This window comes from Acinetobacter modestus (genome assembly GCF_014636095.1).
Lineage (GTDB): Bacteria > Pseudomonadota > Gammaproteobacteria > Pseudomonadales > Moraxellaceae > Acinetobacter > Acinetobacter modestus.
In genome coordinates this window covers 1-13821 of sequence record NZ_BMDV01000009.1, presented here as the reverse complement: position 1 = coordinate 13821, position 13821 = coordinate 1, and the positions used below count along the sequence as shown (strand labels likewise).

Annotated in this window: 14 protein-coding genes and 4 tRNA genes; all 18 read left to right on the top strand. The window is 39.5% G+C overall.

Going from position 1 to position 13821, the window contains the following annotated elements; translation table 11 throughout:
• The first annotated feature begins 53 nt into the window (after nt 1-53).
• Nucleotides 54-794, top strand: coding sequence for a LytR/AlgR family response regulator transcription factor (locus IEV17_RS15425; protein WP_004659382.1), 741 nt, complete (start codon nt 54-56; stop codon nt 792-794).
• Between the two features lie 103 nt (nt 795-897).
• Nucleotides 898-1815: a hydroxymethylbilane synthase gene (hemC, locus tag IEV17_RS15420; protein WP_004659380.1), complete on the top strand. Its 918-nt coding sequence runs from the start codon at nt 898-900 to the stop codon at nt 1813-1815.
• Nucleotides 1815-2591 (top strand): uroporphyrinogen-III synthase, encoded by a 777-nt coding sequence (locus IEV17_RS15415; RefSeq protein ID WP_004659378.1) that lies wholly within the window; start codon nt 1815-1817, stop codon nt 2589-2591. The genes hemC and IEV17_RS15415 overlap by 1 nt, the downstream gene beginning before the upstream one ends.
• Nucleotides 2588-3415: a hypothetical protein gene (locus tag IEV17_RS15410; RefSeq protein WP_004659377.1), complete on the top strand. Its 828-nt coding sequence runs from the start codon at nt 2588-2590 to the stop codon at nt 3413-3415. The genes IEV17_RS15415 and IEV17_RS15410 overlap by 4 nt, the downstream gene beginning before the upstream one ends.
• Nucleotides 3416-3422: 7 nt before the next feature.
• Complete coding sequence (locus IEV17_RS15405) at nt 3423-4616, top strand: heme biosynthesis protein HemY (protein ID WP_004659376.1); 1194 nt, start codon at nt 3423-3425, stop codon at nt 4614-4616.
• A 7-nt stretch (nt 4617-4623) separates the two neighbouring features.
• Nucleotides 4624-5061, top strand: a complete 438-nt coding sequence (locus IEV17_RS15400; protein ID WP_004659374.1) for an acyl-CoA thioesterase — start codon at nt 4624-4626, stop codon at nt 5059-5061.
• A 393-nt stretch (nt 5062-5454) separates the two neighbouring features.
• Nucleotides 5455-5781 (top strand): H-NS histone family protein, encoded by a 327-nt coding sequence (locus IEV17_RS15395; RefSeq protein ID WP_004659373.1) that lies wholly within the window; start codon nt 5455-5457, stop codon nt 5779-5781.
• 176 nt (nt 5782-5957) lie between these two features.
• Nucleotides 5958-6701: a type II secretion system protein N gene (gene gspN, locus IEV17_RS15390; protein ID WP_004659370.1), complete on the top strand. Its 744-nt coding sequence runs from the start codon at nt 5958-5960 to the stop codon at nt 6699-6701.
• Nucleotides 6701-7537, top strand: coding sequence for a type II secretion system protein N (locus tag IEV17_RS15385; RefSeq protein ID WP_004659369.1), 837 nt, complete (start codon nt 6701-6703; stop codon nt 7535-7537). Before gspN ends, IEV17_RS15385 begins: the two co-directional genes overlap by 1 nt.
• A 41-nt stretch (nt 7538-7578) precedes the next feature.
• A complete protein-coding gene (gene gspD, locus IEV17_RS15380; protein ID WP_004659368.1) occupies nt 7579-9831 on the top strand; it encodes a type II secretion system secretin GspD in 2253 nt (750 codons plus the stop codon).
• A gap of 64 nt (nt 9832-9895) precedes the next feature.
• Nucleotides 9896-10513 carry an FHA domain-containing protein gene (locus tag IEV17_RS15375; RefSeq protein ID WP_004659366.1) on the top strand — a complete coding sequence of 206 codons (618 nt, stop codon included), beginning with the start codon at nt 9896-9898 and terminating at the stop codon, nt 10511-10513.
• Between the two features lie 69 nt (nt 10514-10582).
• On the top strand, nt 10583-11275 hold the full coding sequence (locus tag IEV17_RS15370) for a phosphoglycolate phosphatase (protein ID WP_004659364.1): 693 nt from the start codon (nt 10583-10585) through the stop codon (nt 11273-11275).
• 82 nt (nt 11276-11357) lie between these two features.
• Complete coding sequence (gene trpE / locus IEV17_RS15365; RefSeq protein ID WP_004659363.1) at nt 11358-12851, top strand: anthranilate synthase component I; 1494 nt, start codon at nt 11358-11360, stop codon at nt 12849-12851.
• A 99-nt stretch (nt 12852-12950) separates the two neighbouring features.
• Nucleotides 12951-13026: transfer RNA gene (locus IEV17_RS15360), tRNA-Thr, on the top strand.
• A gap of 53 nt (nt 13027-13079) precedes the next feature.
• Nucleotides 13080-13163: transfer RNA gene (locus tag IEV17_RS15355), tRNA-Tyr, on the top strand.
• Between the two features lie 33 nt (nt 13164-13196).
• Nucleotides 13197-13272, top strand: a tRNA-Gly gene (locus tag IEV17_RS15350).
• Between the two features lie 11 nt (nt 13273-13283).
• Nucleotides 13284-13358, top strand: a tRNA-Thr gene (locus IEV17_RS15345).
• 164 nt (nt 13359-13522) lie between these two features.
• The coding region (locus IEV17_RS15340; RefSeq protein WP_081407079.1) for a GTP-binding protein at nt 13523-13821 on the top strand (299 nt) is incomplete at its 3' end.

Here is a 13821-nt window from a genome sequence, read left to right as displayed (position 1 = left end):
TTAAGTTAACCATAAAAATGACGGATGAAGTTAACGGTGACAAGGAGGAGAGGATGAAAGTTCTGATTGCTGATGATGAACCTCTCGCAGTAGAGCGTTTGTCACGTTTAGTGACCCAAATGGGTCATGAAGTGATTGCGACGGCGCATCATGGGCAGGATGTGTTAAACCATATTGAAAATGATTCGCCCGATGTTGTTCTATTAGATATTCAAATGCCTGGAATGAACGGATTGGAGTGTGCTGAGCAGATCAGTCATCTTAGCCCTCGTCCAGCTATTATTTTTTGTACGGCATATGATCAACACGCATTGGAAGCGTTTAAGTTTCAAGCACAGGGATATTTGCTCAAGCCTATTGCACAACAAGATTTACAACAGGTGTTCAATAGTCTGACGCAACTTACACAAGCACAAATGACTGGTTTACAACAACAAGACGATATGTACGATACTAAAACTCAACGCCATCAAATTGCTGCGAAAACTTATCGCGGGGTCGAACTTATTCCAATAGAAAATATTTACTATTTTTTAGCAGATCAGAAATATGTCACTGTTCGTCATCGAAATGGCAGTGTATTAATTGATGAAACTTTAAAAGATCTAGAATCTGAGTTTTCAGATCGTTTCATTCGAATTCATCGTAATGCTTTAGTTTCTCTTGATTATTTAGAAGGGTTGGAACTGATTGCGGCTGGTCAGTATCAGGTTAGATTACGTGAGCTGGATGAACGCTTATCTGTGAGTCGCCGTCATTTACCAAGCTTAAGAGAATGTATGCATCAATTATAAAATATTGAGCTTAAGTCAGATGAAAAATCAGTTTTTGCTTGCAATTTTAGGTGAGCAAGTTAAGTTTGAAACAATTGTTTTGATGCATGCTTAACTTGAATTTATGAAAACCTTAAAAATTGCGACTCGACAAAGCCCTCTTGCACTTTGGCAGGCGGAGCATATTCGCTCCCGTTTAAACGCGCTTTATCCAGATTTAACGGTTGAGTTGGTTAAGTTTGTGACGCAGGGTGATAAAATTCTAGATACACCTTTGGCAAAAATTGGTGGTAAAGGATTATTCGTTAAAGAACTGGAAGCTGCTTTGTTAGATGGTCGCGCTGATTTGGCGGTCCATTCAATGAAAGACGTGCCAATGCACTTACCAGAAGGTTTAACGCTCGCTGTGACTTGTGAGCGAGAAGACCCACTTGATGCCTTCGTTTCGAATCATTACCAAAGTTTTGATGAGTTACCTCAAGGTGCCAAAGTAGGTACATCTAGTTTGCGTCGCAAATGCCAGATCTTACAAATACGCCCTGATTTAGAGATTATTGACTTACGTGGGAATGTGGGTACACGGTTATCAAAACTTGATGATGGTTTATATGATGCCATTATTTTAGCCAGTGCAGGATTAAAGCGTTTAGGTTTGGCAGATCGAATTCGTCATTGTTTAGCGCCTGTTTTAAGTTTACCTGCTGTTGGTCAGGGTGCATTAGGCTTAGAGTGCCGTGCAGATGATGTGGAATTATTAAAAATCATTCAACCATTACAGCATGAAGAAACCTCAATTTGTGTGCGTGCAGAACGTGCGTTTAATGCCTATCTAGAAGGTGGTTGTCAAGTTCCAATCGCAGGGTATGCAACTTTAGCCAATGATAAGCTCTACATTGAAGGTCGTGTGGGAAGTGTTGATGGCAAAATCTTACTAAAACAACAATTAATTGGAACTTCAGAAGATGCTGAACAATTAGGTGAACAACTTGCACAATGCTTATTGGAGCAAGGTGCAGGTGAATTGTTAAAAGCGCTTTATTAATGCTTTTTATTAATACGCGCCCTGAAGATCGTGCTGTGAACTTAACGCAAGCATTGTTGGAGATGGGTCATCAAGTTATCAATCTGCCATTATTGGAGCTTGTTGCTGAACCTTTTTCGGTGAATTTACGTGAACTTTATCAGCAACTTGAGCAGGTGCAAGTTATTGTTGTTGTCAGCCCGACCGCCGTTGATGTCGGTATGCAATATTTACAACAACAAAAGATATCCTTAGATCAACTCAAGCATGTGCAATGGATCGCAGTGGGTCAAGCAACTGCCCAAGCACTCGCAAAATTTAATATAGACAGCCACATCCCTGAGGTTGAAACTTCGGAAGGTATGCTAGATCTCCCAATATTAAATCAACAAGTACATTTGGATAAAGTTGCTTTTTGGCGTGGTCTTGGGGGGCGGCAGTTTATGATGCAACAGTTGCAACAGCAAGGTGTCGAGATTCTTAATTTTGTTCTTTATCGTCGCCAATGCCCAATTCAAAGTGTTACGCTTTTTCCAAAAATTTTAAAAAAAATAATGCCAAGTCAACCTGTTATGGTGTTGATTAGTAGTGAGGCGAGTTGGAATAATTGGCAGCAGCTTTGTGGTCAAAATAATATAGATGTGAAATGGATATATTTGGCGCTAGGTGAACGTTTAACGCAGCTACTCAAAAATGCACGGTTGCAAACACATCAAGAGATTAACATTATTCAGCTTGATAATTTATCTATATCAGAGATTATTCAACGTATCGGTGCTTGGCAAGGACGTATATGAGAAAGATTGTTTACCTGATTTTATTACTAAGTTTATTATGGTTAGCCAAACTTAGTTATGACGTAGCACAATATTCTCAGATCGTTCCTCAACTCCAGCAACAGCTTACACAGCAGCAGCAACGTTATTCTTTGCTGAATGATCAATTTGTCGCTGTGCAGCGAAAATTACAAGATGCTCATTTATCTGACCCTTCAGAAGCTTCGAGCTTACCCAGTATGGTCACGGGTGTTGCTCCTGTTATATTAATCAAACAGCAATTACAGTTAGTTCAATTCGCAATAGATCAACAACAGTTCATTTATGCGATTGATCAATTAAATCAAGTACAGCAGCATATTGTTCAATATACGGTTTCTCCTGCTTTACAGCATAGTTTGATGAAAGCGATCGAACAGGATAAACAAGCTATTCAACATTATGTGCTTATGCAAACCCAACAGCAGCAACAGATTGATACTTTATTGCAGCAATTGGATCAAAAGCTTTTACAAGAAGTGCATAACCCAACTATTAAAATGCAACAAGCTGAAGCTTCTTCATGGTGGTCTTGGTTCAAATTTGAAAAGGTGCAGCGTACACAACCTGATTTAATCAATCGTCATCTCATTTTAAAAGAAGGTCAGTTACGTTTACTACTTGCTTCACAAGCCTTACATCAAGGGCAAGCATCTGAGTATCGCAAATCCGTTCAAGAGGTAATTCGATTATTATCAATATTACCTGATCAAAACAGTCAAACGATCAAGCAAAAATTAGAAAAGTTGTTAAATCTTTCAGTTATTCCGACACCTAAATTAACGACCCTTGGTTTGCTGGGGTAATGTAATTATGAAACAACTGGTGCTCATTTATTTACTTGTAAGCCTATTATTTTTTGCTATGTTTGCCATGATGAGCTATGGCTACGGTAATGGCTATGTGTATATTTACTGGCGCGATTGGCAGTTCCAAAGCAGTTTATGGGGCTTAATCGTACTTTTTATTGTAATTAGTTTATTCGCACAGTTGTTATGGTTTGTGAGTCGCAGATATTTTGCGCGAGAACAGCGTAAGAAAGAAAATATTTTACAATTTAAAGATCTACATCCATATGAGCAGCTCGGTATAGTCTGGCTGCTTGATGCGGCCAAAGAGCAGCAAGGATTTATTGAGCGTGTTTTTACTCAATCAGGCTTGCTGAGTAATATTGTTGATGCACAATTTGATTATAAAAATGGTGACTATCAACTGGCTTTGCAGAAATTAGAGAAATCAGCACCGATGGCCTTTGAGCTTGCAGAACTACAGCGGATCGATATTTTCTTAGAGCAACATGAAACAGAAAAAGCATTAACGCATCTAGAATTCCTTGCACAGCATCAGCTTTCACCTTGGTTGGCTGAGATTGAAACTGCTTACCAACAACGCATTACCGTTTTGTGGGGCAAACTTGCCTTACAACAGCCTTGGTTATTTTTACAATCAATTCAGCATGGTTTATTAAGTGCAGAACATCGCGATCTTTGGTTGCAACAATTACTCATACAGTTTGATCAAGCATCTGTGGATGACTTAGCTGCACTGCAACAGCGATATATTGCTCTAGAGAATGAAATTCAAGCACGACCATATAGTAGTAAGGTTTTGTGGTTAAAATTATTAGCACGTATGCCAGAAATGGGATTGCAGCATGAGGATCTTGCATTGCATTTATTGCAAGAAAATTTCGATCCAGAGGTTTTTTATCTTTGGTTCCAACAGCAACTACTGAAGCAAATTCCCGATTATAGCTATGTTGAGCAACGTATTATTCAGCTAGAACAGCGTTACATGAGTGTTCCAATGTTGACCTTTGCAAAATGGCATATTTATGTTGCAACTCAACGTTCAGAAGAAGCTGAGCAGTTATTAACTTTATATCCTGATAATATATTAATGAGCTATTTGCGGATTAAGTCAACGCTTGGAGATAATCTGGATTTAATCAGACAGTTGAATTTAATCTTTGAAAATGATGTTAATTTTCTAAACTTTAAGATATGAGTGAAATATGAAAGAACTGTCTGTCTACCCTATTGTACATCGACAAACAATTGCTTGGGGCGATATGGATGCTTTTGGGCATGTAAATAATGTGCAGTATTATCGCTATATTGAAAGTGCACGAATTGCTTATTTAATGGCATTAAATATATTTGATCAAGATATAGTGACGGTGGTAGCCTCTAGTCAATGTAAATATTTAAAGCCAGTATTTTACCCTGATGTGCTGCATATTGGTGCACGTATTGAGGAGCTCAGAAATAGTGCTTTTCGAATGCATTATAGTTTATGGAGTGAAACACAAAACCAAATCGTTGCAACAGGAGAGGCGGTGATGGTTTGTGTTGATAAATTAACGTCCAATAAACTAGCTATTCCTGAATTGATTAAACAAAATATTATTGCTATTGAACAAAGTGTTGGAAATAATCTTGCATTAAAATAATTTTTATAAAGACTATTATGTCTATATTTATTTTAAGTGCGTTAATCTCATATAACTTATCTTTTTATTTTGTGAATTAATTCATAGATAGTCTGGATTTGTTATATGAAATTCAACCCATAGAAAACATCAAGAATTAAGATAAAATTAATATTCATCAGGGTCTAAAAAATATTTCATGATTTTAAAAAAATTTTAATACAATAGATTTAATCAAATGCACTTAAGTTTTTTTGTTTTATTGTAAATATAAGATGATTTATGGTTATATTGTGATTAAGTTGACTAATTTAATATTGATTATTTAATTGTATATAAATTACTATGGAAATAGAATTTTTGAATTCTTTTTTATTTTGAGTGATATATTTCTTTTGAGTTGGAGTGGTTCTAATGAAACCAGATATTAGTGATTTATCTGTAGAAGACTTAAAACGTTTACAGGTGGAAGCAGAAGCTTTAATCGCAAGCAAAAAAGATCAAGCAATTGAAGATGCTTATAATCAAATTATTGCAATAGCTGAAGCAGTTGGTTTTAGTGTTGAAGAGTTATTAGAGTTAGGTGAGCAAAAGCGTAAGAAAACAACGCGTAAAGCAGTAGAGCCACGCTACCGTAATAAAAATAATACAGAAGAAACTTGGACTGGTCGTGGTAAACAGCCACGTTGGTTAGTTGCTGAATTAGAAAAAGGCGCAAAACTTGAAGATTTTCTAATCTAAGCAAGTTTTAGTCGTCATCGTTTTGTCATACGATGATTCTATGCTTCATTAAAGCCAAGCTTAAAAAGCTTGGTTTTTTTATATGAGAGAATTGGCGATGTTGAAAAAGTATGCATAATGTCATTCAGGGGCGAGTGTCTCTAAAAGGATGATATTTTGCATTTGGTAAGGGTGGAATGAAGAAAAATACCAAACAATGGAAGTGGTGGGTTTTCGCCATTTTTGCATTTTTAATTTTTATTATTTTACAAATTCCAGCAACATGGTTAATTGCGAAATTTTCTAAAGATAATCAAATCTTACATAATGTCAGCGGCAATATTTGGCAGGGACAAGCGGATTGGCAAAAAGGTCAGTTACGTGGTTCTGTACATTGGAAAACCCGTCCTTTAGATTTATTAATGTTGCGGCTTGGCGCAAATCTCGATATTCACAGCGGGAATACTCAATTTAATGGCATTTTTGGTTATGGATTGGGTCAAAAGATTTTGATCAAAGATTTGCAAGGTGAAATTGCACCTGAGACTTTAAAGTATTTTGCCAATTGGCAGTGGCCTGAGAATTCAATTCAACTTAAAGAAGTACAATTTAATTATCAAAAAGAAAAAGGCTTTACTGCAACTCAAGGTAAATTGCACTGGGGTGGTGGTGAGTTGAATTATACCTTTGGTCAACGCCAAGATCGTATGAATATGCCTTCATTAACTGCGGAAATGAAAGATGAAAATGGGCAATTGCAAATAGATGTTCGGGATCAGCAAAGTCAGAAAATGGCGAATCTAAGTTTAGACCCGAATCTTATGCTCGATGTTCAATTGACACAGCGGATGTTATTAAATGTACCATCTTATCAAGGTAAGGCGGGACTCGACACTTACGTCATTAGTTCTCGCCAACCATTGTTGCAAGGTGGTTTTTAATGAAAACAATAGCACAAAAACTACAACAGTTTCGTTGGCAGCAATTCGATAAAACAAGTGCTTTTATCTTAGTTTTACTAATTTTATGGTTGTGCTGGAAGTTAGCTTCTTTATTTTGGTGGGTGGTGGCTCCACCTCAGCCGATGCAGTTTGATCGTGTTGCATTGGGTTCACAACAGGCACAAGTTCCTAATATTAGTTCTTTTTCACTATTTAATGAACCTGCTGCTACGACAGCACAAGATAATGTCAATGTGGAGTTGCAGGGCGTATTGTTGGGTTATCCAAGCTATTTGTCATCGGCGGTTATTAAGTTAAACGATACTGCTGAACGTTATCGTGTTGGTGAAACCATCGGTTCAACTTCCTATCAACTGGCGGAAGTGTATTGGGATCATGTAATTCTGAAGCAGGGTAATGGTGCGACACGAGAAGTTAAATTTAAGGGTTTAGATAATGGTTTATACCAGCCAATTGCCCCTGTATTAAACCCTCAAGCTGCAGCACCTCAAACACCTGCGCCTGCTCAAAACTCATCGCAATCTGCGCTAGGACAAGCGATCCAACAAATGCAGGAAAATCGTGAGCAGTATTTAAAAAATATGGGAGTGAGTGGCGGTGGCTCAGATGGTTACGAAATCTCAGATCGAACACCAACGAATTTAAAAAATACCTTGGGTTTGCGGTCTGGTGATCGTATTCTATCGATCAACGGTCAGACAGTCGGGCAGGGTCTTAGCGAAGTGCAATTATTAGAGCAAGTACGTCGTGAAGGACATGCCAAAATAGAAATAAAACGTGGTGATCAAGTGATGACCATACAACAAAGTTTTTAGTGATAACACGTCATCACATTAGTTAGGAATAAGTGCAGGTTATGGCTTTCTTGAATCATCAACGTCCACTTTGGGCACTACTTGCTGCCGCACCTTTGGTTGCGATCATCAGTACCAATGTGCAAGCACAAACATGGAAGATTAATCTACGTGATGCGGATTTAACGGCATTTATTAATGAAGTCGCTGATATTACGGGTAAGAACTTTGCAGTTGATCCTCGTGTGCGCGGGAACGTTACTGTTATTTCCAATAAACCTCTCAATAAAGATGAGGTATATGAACTATTTTTAGGTGTGTTGAATGTTAATGGTGTGGTTGCACTTCCATCAGGTAATACGGTCAAGTTAGTTCCTGATAGCAATGCTAAAAACTCAGGGATTCCTTACGATGCTCGAAGTCGTGCAGGTGGGGATCAAATTGTTACTCGCGTTATTTGGTTGCAAAACACGAACCCAAATGATTTGATTCCTGCGTTAAGACCATTGATGCCGCAATTTGCACATTTGGCTGCTGTGGCTGGCACCAATGCTTTGATCGTTTCAGATCGTGCGACGAATATTTATCAACTTGAAAATATTATCCGTAATTTGGATGGTACCGGGCAAAATGATATTGAAGCGATCAGTTTGCAATCAAGTCAAGCTGAAGAAGTTATTGGTTTGCTTGAAACCATGAGTGCGACAGGTGCATCGAAAGATTTTATTGGTTCGCGTGTGCGAATTATTGCAGATAATCGAACCAATCGTATTTTAATTAAGGGTGATCCTGATTCGCGCAAACGTTTACGTCAGATGATTGAAATGCTCGATGTTCCATCGGCAGATCGCCTGGGTGGTTTGAAAGTATTCCGTTTGAAATATGCCAGTGCGAAGAACTTAGCTGAAATTCTACAAGGTTTAGTCACAGGACAGTCAGTTTCGTCCTCATCAAATTCGAGTGCTAGTAAATCAAACTCAATTAGCAATCTAGTTTCAAATAATCAAAATTCGGGTTCATCGACAGGTTCATCGTCAATTTCTACATCATCAATTAACCTAAACAATAACAGCAACAACAGCCAAAATAGTGGTGTTACAAGCTTTAATAGTGCTGGTGTGAGTATTATTGCAGATAGTACTCAAAATGCTTTGGTTGTTAAAGCTGATCCGCAATTGATGCGTGAAATTGAGGCAGCCATTCAGCAGTTAGATACTCGACGTCAGCAAGTCTTGATTGAGGCTGCCATTATTGAAATTGTAGGTAGTGATGCTGATCAACTTGGTGTGCAATGGGCATTAGGTGATCTCAATAGCGGCGTTGGGTTAATTAACTTTTCGAATGTTGGCTCTAGTATTTCTAAGCTCGCAGCAGGCTATCTAACAGGTGGGGCAGCAGGCGTTGGTTCCGCACTTGGTACGGGTTCATCCATCATTTTGGGTGACTACAAAGAAGGTGCGAATGGCTCTCGTAAATTGTATGGTGCTCTCATTCAAGCGCTAAAAGAAAATAAAAAATCAAATTTATTGTCTACGCCATCTATCGTGACAATGGATAATGAAGAAGCGTATATCGTAGTGGGGCAGAATGTTCCATTTGTGACAGGGTCAGTTGCGACGACTGGAAACAGTACGGTGAATCCTTACACAACTGTTGAACGTAAAGATGTGGGTGTTACTTTAAAGGTGATTCCTCATATTGGTGAAGGTGGTTCTGTTCGACTTGAAGTGGAGCAAGAAGTTTCAAACGTTGAAAATAGTAAGGGTCAGGCTGCTGACTTGGTGACAAGTAAACGAGCGATTAAAACTTCAGTCCTCGCAGATCATGGGCAAACAGTCGTGTTGGGTGGTTTGGTTACCGATCAGACAGATGTTAGTCGTCAAAGTTTGCCTGTTCTTGGGGATATTCCTTATCTTGGTCGTTTGTTCCGTTCAGATAGTCGTGGCAATGAAAAACGTAATTTACTTGTGTTTATCCATCCAACCATAGTGGGTGATGCTGAGGATGTGCAACGTATATCTCAACAACGTTATAACCAGCTATATAGTCTCCAATTGTCTATGGATAAAAATGGTAATTTTGCAAAATTACCTGAAAATGTTGCGGATATTTATCGCCCACAACCTGCGCTAAGTAGCTCACCATACCAAAAAGTTCCAACAACAACGCAAAAAGAGGCTGTGGTTATCACAAAGCCTGTCGTTGTGGTTGAGCCTCAAGTACAAAGAAAAACGGTGCAGCTTCCAGCCAAAGCAACTGAACGCAGTAAAAATACAGTGACAACCACGACGATTCGTCCTGCGTCTTCACAGTAGATGCACAGAAGCGCTTATGTCACAATGTTATGATTGAAAGAAATTATGATAAGGATAAACATCTATGACTTGGAAATTACAAGCCATTACAGGTGAATTTACAGGGCAAGAGATTAGTATTGAGCGTGATATGTTGGTGGGGCGACATCAGGATGCAGATATTTTATTGCAATCTGCGGATATTTCACGCCGTCACGCAGCACTGCTACTCAAAGGAGAGCAGCTATGGGTGCAAGATTTGAATTCTTCAAACGGTACGTTTATTAATGATACTCGTGTTGAACAAGAAACTGCTTTAAATGATGGCGATATTTTACAATTTGCGAGTTTTGTGTTTTCAGTTTTGGCAATTGTGCCAACACTTACAGAGCTACCAGAAATTGAAGTTGAGCCAGTAACGGCAACGAAGCACGATGCGGGTATGCCAACGCTTGCAGAGCGAGCTGCGGAAACTTCGATTAATCGAGATGGTATGCCACAACAAGTTGGAATTCCAAAACCAGCACCAATTCCTCAAGGTATTGATGTTCAGGCTGCTGCTGAACAGCAGCCGATCGCGATTGAAGAACCTATTTCTCGTGTCCAACAAGAAATTGAACAGCAAAAAAATGCATCGATTGGTTTAATTTCAATTGTTGTGCTCATCATTTTAGCTGTGATTGCTTGGTTATTCTTTAAATAATTATATTAAGCTTTTACAATCAAGGCATGCTCATATGGGCGTGCCTTTTTATTTCTTGAGTCGAAATCTATGTCTGTTGCTCAGTTACAACAACGAAATTTAATTTTATTTGATCTGGATGGGACACTTGTGGACTCGGCAGCTGATTTATATCGAGCAATGAATCTAAGTTTGGAAAAGCTTGCATTACCATTCGTAACAGAGATGCAGATTCGAGCTTGGGTAGGCAAGGGTGCGGCTAAACTATGTGAGACTGTCTTGGAGCATTTGTTTGGGCAGATTGATGCCCAGCAGCAGAAGCAATTGCTTGATACTTTTGTTGAGATTTATGAACAAGAATTATGTGTGAACACCAAAGTATATGAAGGTGTTTTACCATTTTTGGATTACTGCCAAGAGCATAATATTACGATGGCTTGCGTAACTAACAAACCAGAGCATTTAGCGCAAGGTATCCTCGATATTTTGCAGTTAAGCCCATATTTTAAGATGGTGGTTGGTGGTGATAGTTTAGCTGAACGTAAACCTCATCCATTGCCTTTACTACACTGTATGCAACAGCAAAATATTACAGTGTCACAAGCTTTGATGATCGGTGATTCGAGTAATGATGTGGAAGCCGCCAGACGTGCAGGTATGGATTGTATTGTGGTCAGCTATGGCTATAATCATGGGGAAAGTATCTATGACTGTCAGCCACAGCAAGTGGTAGATAGTTTGGCAGAATTGATAGAAGATGATTTAGTCAGGAGACAAGCATGAAGTTTGTTATGGTTTTTCGATGGCGGGCTTGAAAAGGCACTACAGAAAAAACGCGCAGAAATTAAAACCATAGAGAAGATTCATGACGACCTTAGTACAATTTGAGCAATTAAAATCAGCAGGCTATAACACCATTCCTGTGTATCGCCAACGTTTAGCCGATACAGAAACCCCACTTTCTGTTTTTGCACGTTTTAAAGAACAAAAACAAGCTTATCTCTTTGAGTCCGTTGAAGGGGGCGAGAATTGGGCACGCTATTCAATGATTGGTTTAGGGGAATCGATTGTTTTTTCCTGTAATGCGGGTGTATTGACCGTTCAGCAAGCTGATGGCTCGCTTCGCCAGCAAGACTGCGCTGATCCATTTCAGTATATCCGCGATTTTCAAAGTCAATTTAAAGTGCCAACTCAAGCTGAATTGCCTGAGTTACCAAGTTTTACTGGTGGCTTGGTTGGGTATCTGGGGTATGACGCCGTACGTTATATCGAACCAAAACTTAAAAATGTTCCCACGGCTGATCCTGTGACGTTGCCAGATCTTTGGTTAATGTTGTCTCAAACCGTGATTGTGTTTGATAATTTAAAGGACACTTTGTTTTTAATTCATCACGCAGATTCGAGTCAGCCTGATGCCTATAATAAGGCTCAGCAGAAGCTGGATCAACTTGAGCGGTTGCTCGCTACGCCTGTCAGCTTACAAGCGGAACCTCATACTGCGCCACATTTTGAATCCATTACGGGTAAAGAAAAGTTTTTAGAAACCGTTGAGAAAGTAAAAGAGTATATCCGTGCAGGCGATGTGATGCAGGTTGTGCCTGGTCAACGTATGGTGTCTGACTTTGATGGTGAGGCTTTACAAGTTTATCGTGCATTACGCCATCTCAATCCATCGCCGTATTTATTTCTGGTGCAAGGACAAACACTCATAGATCAAAAGCCATTTCATATCGTGGGTTCTTCGCCAGAAATTCTTTCACGCTTAGAAAATGGTATCGCAACAGTACGTCCTTTGGCTGGAACACGACCACGTGGTAAAACTAAGGAAGAAGATCTTGCCTTGGAACAAGATTTACTCGCAGATGAAAAAGAGATTGCTGAACATCTCATGCTAATCGATTTAGGTCGCAATGATGTTGGTCGCGTTTCTAAAATTGGTAAAGTTCAAGTGACTGATCGTATGGTGATTGAGCGTTATTCTCATGTCATGCATATCGTGTCTAATGTGCAGGGTGAGGTACGTGATGACGTGGATGCTTTAGATGTGTTTAAAGCAACCTTTCCTGCTGGAACACTTTCAGGTGCACCAAAAATCCGCGCTATGGAAATTATTGATGAAGTAGAACCAGTTAAACGTGGTGTATTTGGTGGTGCTGTAGGTTATTTAGGCTGGCATGGTGAAATGGACATGTCGATTGCGATTCGTACCTGTGTGATTCGTGATAAAAAGGTCTATGTACAGGCTGGGGCAGGCTTAGTTGCAGATTCAGATCCTGAATCAGAGTGGAATGAAACCCAAATAAAAGCTCGCGCAGTGATCAAAGCGGTTGAATTATCATCAAACGGATTGATTTTATGAGTTTTTAACGGTTTTTTTGAAAAAACCACTTGCATCGATTCAGAGTTTTGCTAAACTGCACACCGTTCCGATACGAAACGTACGAAACACTAAGAAAGAGCCGGCATAGCTCAGTTGGTAGAGCAACTGACTTGTAATCAGTAGGTCCACAGTTCGAATCCGTGTGCCGGCACCATCTTAAAAGTGTGGTAGTATAGAGTAAAGAACAGCACTGTGTAAGTGTGATATGGTGAGATTCCCGAGCGGCCAAAGGGGGCAGACTGTAACTCTGCTACGAAAGTTTCGAAGGTTCGAATCCTTCTCTCACCACCATCTAACTTCGATTGAAGTGGTAAGTACCAACATGCGGGAGTAACTCAGTTGGTAGAGTGGCAGCCTTCCAAGCTGCATGTCGCGAGTTCGATCCTCGTCTCCCGCTCCATCGAAGATGTCGCTCTTATAGCTCAGTGGTAGAGCACTCCCTTGGTAAGGGAGAGGTCTCGAGTTCAAATCTCGATAAGAGCTCCAGATATACAGCTTAGTAGAATTTCTACAAATTTTTTAAAGAAGCAGGCTATTATAGTCTGCTTTTCAAGTATTGGGTGTCTAGTTTTTTAGGCGAATGTCGATAAAGAAAGTTTTTCAGGGTTGTTTTTCTCTAAACTGGTGTCGACGTAAACGAGGAAAATCAAATGGCTAAGGCTAAGTTTGAACGTAATAAACCACACGTAAACGTGGGTACAATTGGTCACGTTGACCATGGTAAAACAACTTTAACTGCTGCGATTGCAACTATCTGTGCAAAAACTTACGGCGGTGAAGCGAAAGATTACTCACAAATCGACTCAGCTCCTGAAGAAAAAGCACGTGGTATTACAATTAATACATCACACGTAGAATACGATTCTCCAATCCGTCACTACGCTCACGTAGACTGCCCGGGCCACGCCGATTATGTTAAAAACATGATTACTGGTGCTGCTCAGATGGA

What these genes read in the sequence shown, in the direction of transcription:
- IEV17_RS15425 (WP_004659382.1), top strand. Translation starts at nt 54, where the DNA reads ATGAAAGTTCTGATTGCTGATGATGAACCTCTCGCAGTAGAGCGTTTG.
- hemC (WP_004659380.1), top strand. Translation starts at nt 898, where the DNA reads ATGAAAACCTTAAAAATTGCGACTCGACAAAGCCCTCTTGCACTTTGG.
- IEV17_RS15415 (WP_004659378.1), top strand. Translation starts at nt 1,815, where the DNA reads ATGCTTTTTATTAATACGCGCCCTGAAGATCGTGCTGTGAACTTAACG.
- IEV17_RS15410 (WP_004659377.1), top strand. Translation starts at nt 2,588, where the DNA reads ATGAGAAAGATTGTTTACCTGATTTTATTACTAAGTTTATTATGGTTA.
- IEV17_RS15405 (WP_004659376.1), top strand. Translation starts at nt 3,423, where the DNA reads ATGAAACAACTGGTGCTCATTTATTTACTTGTAAGCCTATTATTTTTT.
- IEV17_RS15400 (WP_004659374.1), top strand. Translation starts at nt 4,624, where the DNA reads ATGAAAGAACTGTCTGTCTACCCTATTGTACATCGACAAACAATTGCT.
- IEV17_RS15395 (WP_004659373.1), top strand. Translation starts at nt 5,455, where the DNA reads ATGAAACCAGATATTAGTGATTTATCTGTAGAAGACTTAAAACGTTTA.
- gspN (WP_004659370.1), top strand. Translation starts at nt 5,958, where the DNA reads ATGAAGAAAAATACCAAACAATGGAAGTGGTGGGTTTTCGCCATTTTT.
- IEV17_RS15385 (WP_004659369.1), top strand. Translation starts at nt 6,701, where the DNA reads ATGAAAACAATAGCACAAAAACTACAACAGTTTCGTTGGCAGCAATTC.
- gspD (WP_004659368.1), top strand. Translation starts at nt 7,579, where the DNA reads ATGGCTTTCTTGAATCATCAACGTCCACTTTGGGCACTACTTGCTGCC.
- IEV17_RS15375 (WP_004659366.1), top strand. Translation starts at nt 9,896, where the DNA reads ATGACTTGGAAATTACAAGCCATTACAGGTGAATTTACAGGGCAAGAG.
- IEV17_RS15370 (WP_004659364.1), top strand. Translation starts at nt 10,583, where the DNA reads ATGTCTGTTGCTCAGTTACAACAACGAAATTTAATTTTATTTGATCTG.
- trpE (WP_004659363.1), top strand. Translation starts at nt 11,358, where the DNA reads ATGACGACCTTAGTACAATTTGAGCAATTAAAATCAGCAGGCTATAAC.